Genomic DNA, 6,260 nt, shown 5'->3' with positions numbered 1-6,260 from the left:
GCCTACAACGCCGGCGCGCGGGTAGTGCGCGTGGCCACGCACTGCACCGAAGCCGACGTGTCGAAGCAGCACATCGAGTACGCCCGCGAGCTGGGCATGGACACCGTCGGCTTTTTGATGATGAGCCACATGATCCCGGCCGAGCAGTTGGCCGCCCAGGGCAAGTTGATGGAAAGCTACGGCGCCACCTGCATCTACATGGCCGACTCCGGCGGTGCGATGAACATGCAGGACATCCGCGACCGCATGCGCGCGTTCAAGGCGGTGCTCAAGCCGGAAACCGAAACCGGCATGCACGCCCACCACAACCTGTCGCTCGGCGTGGCCAACTCGATCACTGCGGTGGAGGAGAGCTGCGACCGCATCGACGCCAGCCTCGCCGGCATGGGCGCCGGCGCCGGTAACGCGCCGCTGGAGGTGTTCATCGCTGCCGCCGAGCGCCTGGGCTGGAACCACGGCACCGACCTCTACACCCTGATGGACGCGGCCGACGACATCGTCCGCCCGCTGCAGGACCGCCCGGTGCGAGTCGACCGCGAAACCCTCGGTCTCGGTTATGCCGGCGTCTATTCCAGCTTCCTGCGTCACGCCGAAGTGGCCGCCGCCAAGTACGGCCTGAAGACCCTCGACATCCTTGTCGAGCTGGGCAAGCGGCGCATGGTCGGCGGTCAGGAAGACATGATCGTCGACGTCGCGCTGGACCTGCTCAAGCGTTAACCCCCGCACCCCTGCAGGTGCATGTGTGCGCCTGCAGTCCCCCGCTGTTTTCCCGCTCATCAAACCTGTGAGTCTTCGCCTTGAACAGTACAACGACTGCACTGCGCCCTGTCTCAGTGCCACTCCTGTTTTTGCTTGGTAGCCTGGCCGCAATTGCGCCGCTGTCCACCGATATGTACCTGCCGGCGTTTTCGCTGATCCGCGAGGACATTGGCCTGGCCGCCGGCGAGGTGGAACTGAGTTTCTCCTCCTACTTCATCGGCATGTTGATCGGCATGCTCTGCTATGGGCCGGTCAGCGACCGCGTCGGGCGCAAGTTGCCGCTGTTGATCGGGCTGGGGCTTTATGTGCTTGCCAGCATGGCGATCACCCAGGTCGACGGCCTGTCCGGGCTTGTCGGCTGGCGCTTTGTCCAGGGCCTGGGGGGCTGCGCGGGGGCGGTACTGACCTTCGCGATCATTCGTGACCGCTGCGACCTGTCGCAAAGTGCGCAAAACATTTCCCTGTTGATCCTGATCATGGGCGCCGCGCCGATCCTGGCACCGTTGCTGGGCGGTTGGGTCATGGCACTGGCGGGCTGGCGCAGCGTGTTCAGCGCATTGACGGTGTTCGGCGTATTGTTGTTTGTGTATGCGCTGGTGGTACTCGACGAGCCGCCGCTAGCCCGGCATGGCGGTGGCGGGGTGGGCGCGGTGCTGCGTGACTACCGCGAACTGCTTGGCACCAGCCGTTTCATGACCTTCGTGTCGATCCAGGCGCTGGTCATGGGCTGCATGTTCAGCTACATCATCGGCTCACCCTTCGTACTGATGGAGGTGCATGGCATCGCGCCGAGCGCCTTCGGCTACTTTTTTGCGGCCAATGCCATCGGCGTGATGCTGGCGGGGCAGCTCAACCGGGCGCTGTTGAAGCGCTTCACGCCGATCGACGTGCTGCGTCGGGCACTGTGGCTGCCGTTTTTCGGCGGTACCTTGCTGGTGATCGACGCCCACTTGCCCAGCAGCAGCTTGTGGCTGGTGCTGCCGGGCTTTTTCATTGCGGTGTTCAGCGTCGGTTTCGTCAACCCCAACGCCTCGGCGCTGGCCATGGCCGACCAGGGACGCCGCGCCGGCAAGGCATCGGCGATCCTCAACGGCGCCATTTTTTCCGGTGGCATGCTCGCCGGGGTGTTGCTCAACCTGTGCTACACCGGCACCACGGCGCCGGTGGCCTGGCTGATTTACTTCAGCGCGCTGATGGCGCTGTTTGTCGGCCGTCGCCTGTAAAGCACCCGCGTCAGGTACGAAACCCGGTCACAGCCGCGTTCAACGTGCTGCCGACCAGGCCGAGCTCGCGTACCGTTCCCTCCAGATGAGCACTCGCCGAGCCACTGCGCTCGGCGATGGCGCGCACCCGTGCCATGCTGTCACCCACTTGCACGGCGACGCAGCTCTGTTGTTCAGCCGCAGCGGCAATCTGCTGACTCATGTGCTCCGCTGTGCTCACCGAGGCACTGATGGCTTGCAGCGCCGCCGAGGCTTGTGCCGTCAGTGTGACGCTGGCACGGGTCAGCACCTGGCTGCCTTGCAGACGATCGCAGGCGTCACCGCTGACGTGCTGCAGCTGTACAACGATGCTGGCAATTTCTTCCGTGGCGGTGCGGGTACGCCGGGCGAGGTGGCGTACTTCGTCGGCCACCACAGCGAAACCACGGCCATGCTCACCAGCCCGCGCGGCCTCGATGGCGGCATTCAGCGCCAGCAGGTTGGTCTGCTCGGCCAGGGCATTGATCACCTCCAGCACCCGGCCTACGCTGCTGCTTTCCTGCACCAGGCGGTGCATGGCCTCATTGCAACCGCTCATCTCGGCGGCCAGATGGTCGATCTGGTGACTGACCTGGTGCACCAGCTGATCGCCGCGTTGCGCTTCCAGATTGGCCTGTTGCACTGCGGTGCAGGCCTCACTGGCGTTGCGCGCGACGGCTTCGGCGGTGGTGGTCATCAGTTGCATGGCGGAGGCGGCCAGCTCGGTTTCGGTGTTCTGCAGTTCGACACCTTGTGTGGTGCGTTGCGCAACCTGCACCACATCATCGGCGGTGCGGTTGAGTGTATGGATATCCTCGGCGATACGCCCGACCAGCCCGCGCAGGCTCTCGAGCATGCTGCCGACACTGGCCTGTAGCTGGCCCAGTTCATCGCGTCGAAGGGGCGCGCGCGGTTCATCGCTCAGGTCGCCGGCGGCGATCCGCCGGGTCAGTGCCAGCACCTGGGTCAGCGGGCGCAAGATCAAGTGGCGGATCAGCAGCGCGGCGCCACTGCCCACGGCCAGCGAGATGATCACTATTGCCGCCAGCAGCTGCGTCACCTGGTGGCTGGTCCGTTGCCAGGCCTGTTCCTGGGCGTCGCTGACGGTGCCGAGCAATGTCCCGACTTGCAGGCTGGCAGCGTTCATCAGCGCCTGGCTCTGGGTGGCACGCTCACGGCTGGCGACGAAGTGCTCGAAGGCGGCGCGATAACCCGCCAGCGCCGTATTGGCCTGGCTCAGTGAATCCTGCTCGCCCGCCTCGAGCTGGCGCGCCAGGCTGTTGAGGTAGGTCAGCAGTTCGGTCATGCGGTTTTCCCAGTCATCGCGCGCGCTCAGGCTGTTTTCATGGGCGAAGTACAGCTCGCTGTCACGCAGGTTGGACAGCTTGTCGCGCAGCATCGAGGTCTGCTCCAGCAGGGTCATGACGCCGGGCGACACCGGTTGTGCCTGATCGGCCAGGCTGTTGAGCACATCGAGCTGGTCGAGCAGCACGGCGCTGAAGCGCTCGCCAAGGGCCTGGGCCAGCTCCTGCATGCGCACCCGCGCATCGCGCTCCTCCTGCTTGGCCAGGGCAAAGCGCTGGAACTGGTTGAAGTACGTGGCACTGGCGCTTGCGGCGGTGTCGGCGTCGGCGATTTCTGTTCGGTGCAGGCTCAGGAGGCTGCCAAGCTGCCCGATCAACTGCTCGACCTGCGTGGAGGCTGCCCCCGCCAGGCTCAGGTCAAAGTCTTTTTCTGCATTGCGCGCCTGCAGCATCAAGGCGCGGGCGCCACCCAGGTCGCGGATCACCACGCCGCGCTGCTCCAGCACATGCAGGGCGTTGTAGGCGGTAGCGGTGACCGCGAGTGTCGAGGCCAGGACCAGGCCGAAGCCGAGGGTGAGCTTGGCGCCCACCGAGAGGTTGGCGAGTGCACGAACGAACATGGACATCTCCTTCAGGAACCGGCAATGGCCTGCCGTGGCCACGGGGTGCAGGGAGGCAGTGCCATAAGAGGGGTAAGGGTCGGTAGCGGGAGCAACCGGGGGGGCGGACCCGCATGCGGGGCAGGGTGGTAGGCCGCTGCCCCGGGTGGTTTGCAGCCTTCAGTCGAGCAGGCTTTTCAACGCGAAGCGGGTGTCTGCGATCAGTGCCGGATCGGGGGAAAGGCCAGCGCTGAGCAGCTTGCGGCTGAGCAGGTGCTCAAGGGGCTGGTTGACCGAGTCGACGGCGATCAGGGTGGTGTCGCGGTAGTGAAACACCGAGAAGCGGCCCTGGTCCGGCTCGCCACGGATCACGCAGTGGGTACGGCCAAGCGCCAGGCCGACCATTTGCAGTTTGACCTCGCCCTGATCGGACCAGAACCACGGCAAGGCGTCGTAATCGGCGCTTTCGCCATTGATCAGTTGCGCGACCAGCCGGGCCTGATCGTTGGCGTTCTGAATGGACTCAAGTCGCAGGCGGGCGCTGCCGGCATGGCGACTCTGGAAGTTCACGCAGTCACCGACGGCGTACACCTCGGGTGCCGAGGTACGCATACGGGCATCGACCAGTATGCCGTTGGCACAGGCAATGCCAGCACCTTCGGCCAGTTCGCTGTTGGGCAGCGAGCCCGCGCCGACGATCACCAGATCAGCCGGCCATTCAGCGCTGTCGGTGTGCACGGCGGTGACCCGACCGTGGTCGCCCACAAAGGCTTTTACTGTGCTGTCGAGCTCGAGGTGGATGCCCTGTTCCCGGTGCTTGCGAGCGACATAGGCCGACACCTCCGGGGATACAGAGCGCTCCATGATCCGAGAGGCGCTTTCCAGCACCGTCACCTGCTTACCCAATTTGCGCGCGGTGGCGGCAATCTCCAGACCGATAAACCCGCCACCGACAATGCTCACGCACTGGCTGGCCGCCAGGCGCTCGCGCAGGGTGCGTGCCTGCTCCAGGGTGCGCAACACGACGATGCCGTCCAGTTCGCTGCCGGGCAACGTCAAGATGCGGGCGCGTGCACCGGTTGCCAAAACCAGTGCGTCGTAGGCCAATTCGCTGCCATCTGCCAGTTGCAGCGACCGCGCCTGGGTATCGATCGCCCTGACCCGGGTGTTGAGGCGCAGGTCGATCTGCTTCTCGTCGTAGAAGCTGTGCGGCTCAAGCAGCAGTCGCGCTTCGACCAGAGCGCTGTCCTGGGTGAGGAAGGCTTTGGAGAGCGGTGGCCGGTGATAGGGCAGGTCGCCCTCGTCGCTGAGCAAGGTGATGGCGCCGCTGAAGTCCAGTGCACGCAGGGCAGCGCAAAGGCTGACCCCGGCGTGCCCGGCACCGACGATAACGACATGTCTGTTCATATTGTTGTCTCTGTCGTTTGTTGGCAGGCCGGCGCCCTGTGCACCGGCCCGTGATTAATCCAGCAAATACCGCTGCAGCAGGTGCTCCACTTGCGCGGGGGCTTCGTGGTTGCAGATGTGTCCGACGCCCTCGATCACTTCCAGCGTGACGTGGGGGTTCTGTGCGGCCATGGCCTGCATGTCGGCCACCGGCCCGCCACCGTGGTCATGTTCGCCGGCGACCAGCAAGGTGGGCACACGCAGGTCGGGAAACTGTTCAGTGAAGTCCATCTCGATAAAGGCCCGCACATAGGCCAGGTAACCGTCGAGCGTGGTGTTTTTCATCATCGTGCGCAGCAGTTGGTCCACCTGCGGGTGATGGGCGCGAAAGTCGGCGCTCAGCCAGCGGTCGACGGTGGCGTCGGAAAGGCTGTCCATGCCTTGGGACTGCGCAGCCTCGCAGCGATCGCGCCAGAACTGGCGGCGATCATCGGGCTGACGCGGCCTGCAGCAAAACGCAGCGATCCGCTTCACCCGTTCGGGGTAGGCCAGGCCGAGCGCCAGGGCCAGCGAGCCGCCGAAGCCCAGGCCGACCACGGTACTGTGAGCAATGCCAAGGCTGTCCCACAGCTGCACCACACCGTCACGGATCGTGGCGAAATTGCAGTGCTGCGGTGGTGCCGGGCTGTGTCCATGACCCCAGGGGTCGAAGCGCAGAACACGAAAATGCGCCGAAAGGCTCTTGGCCTGTTCGGCCCAGAACCGTGCATCATTGCCTATGCCGGGGATGAACGTCAGGCAGGGTGCATCCGCTGGCCCGCTGATTAGGTGATGAAACGTGGGCAGTGCTTTCATTGAACAGACTCCTTGGCTGGCCACAGGTTACGAACGTGCCGGCAGAGGAGGTAGGCGATCAGCTGGATGGCTGCTATCCGGACAATGCATGGCTGCCGATAGAAAGCTGCGTTGCG

The 6,260-nt window shown here is 64.9% G+C and carries 5 protein-coding genes and 1 pseudogene; 2 read left to right on the top strand and 4 right to left on the bottom strand.

Annotated features, from left to right (window positions below):
- Together dmpG and DM813_RS12695 are read left to right on the top strand one after the other, a co-directional pair.
- Positions 1 to 717 (top strand): 4-hydroxy-2-oxovalerate aldolase (gene dmpG, locus DM813_RS12700; protein WP_128323742.1); only part of this gene is annotated, 717 nt, incomplete at its 5' end.
- 116 nt (positions 718 to 833) lie between these two features.
- Positions 834 to 1,982: a multidrug effflux MFS transporter gene (locus tag DM813_RS12695; RefSeq protein ID WP_164897240.1), complete on the top strand. Its 1,149-nt coding sequence runs from the start codon at positions 834 to 836 to the stop codon at positions 1,980 to 1,982.
- A gap of 10 nt (positions 1,983 to 1,992) precedes the next feature.
- Here DM813_RS12695 and DM813_RS29010 read toward each other — a convergent pair whose 3' ends face one another.
- The 4 genes and pseudogenes from DM813_RS29010 to DM813_RS12680 all read right to left on the bottom strand — a co-directional run bounded on the left by DM813_RS29010 (position 1,993) and on the right by DM813_RS12680 (position 6,144).
- On the bottom strand, positions 1,993 to 2,856 hold the full coding sequence (locus DM813_RS29010; protein ID WP_431311961.1) for a methyl-accepting chemotaxis protein: 864 nt from the start codon (positions 2,854 to 2,856) through the stop codon (positions 1,993 to 1,995).
- A pseudogene (locus tag DM813_RS29005) lies at positions 2,851 to 3,147 on the bottom strand (HAMP domain-containing protein); the annotation flags it as partial. The gene DM813_RS29010 and the pseudogene DM813_RS29005, both read right to left, overlap by 6 nt.
- Before the next feature lie 936 nt (positions 3,148 to 4,083).
- Positions 4,084 to 5,310, bottom strand: a complete 1,227-nt coding sequence (locus tag DM813_RS12685) for an NAD(P)/FAD-dependent oxidoreductase (protein WP_128323739.1) — start codon at positions 5,308 to 5,310, stop codon at positions 4,084 to 4,086.
- Positions 5,311 to 5,364: 54 nt separating this feature from the next.
- Positions 5,365 to 6,144, bottom strand: coding sequence for an alpha/beta fold hydrolase (locus tag DM813_RS12680; protein ID WP_128323738.1), 780 nt, complete (start codon positions 6,142 to 6,144; stop codon positions 5,365 to 5,367).
- Positions 6,145 to 6,260: the final 116 nt, after the last annotated feature.

This window comes from Pseudomonas alkylphenolica (assembly GCF_004025535.1).
GTDB lineage: Bacteria > Pseudomonadota > Gammaproteobacteria > Pseudomonadales > Pseudomonadaceae > Aquipseudomonas > Aquipseudomonas alkylphenolica_A.
Note: the sequence above shows the minus strand (reverse complement) of the source record. Positions and strands in the feature narration are given on the sequence as shown.

Excerpts from the sequence above, each read along its gene's own strand:
- DM813_RS12685 (WP_128323739.1), bottom strand. The coding sequence starts at position 5,310 with ATGAACAGACATGTCGTTATCGTCGGTGCCGGGCACGCCGGGGTCAGC.
- DM813_RS29010 (WP_431311961.1), bottom strand. The coding sequence starts at position 2,856 with ATGCTCGAGAGCCTGCGCGGGCTGGTCGGGCGTATCGCCGAGGATATC.
- DM813_RS12680 (WP_128323738.1), bottom strand. The coding sequence starts at position 6,144 with ATGAAAGCACTGCCCACGTTTCATCACCTAATCAGCGGGCCAGCGGAT.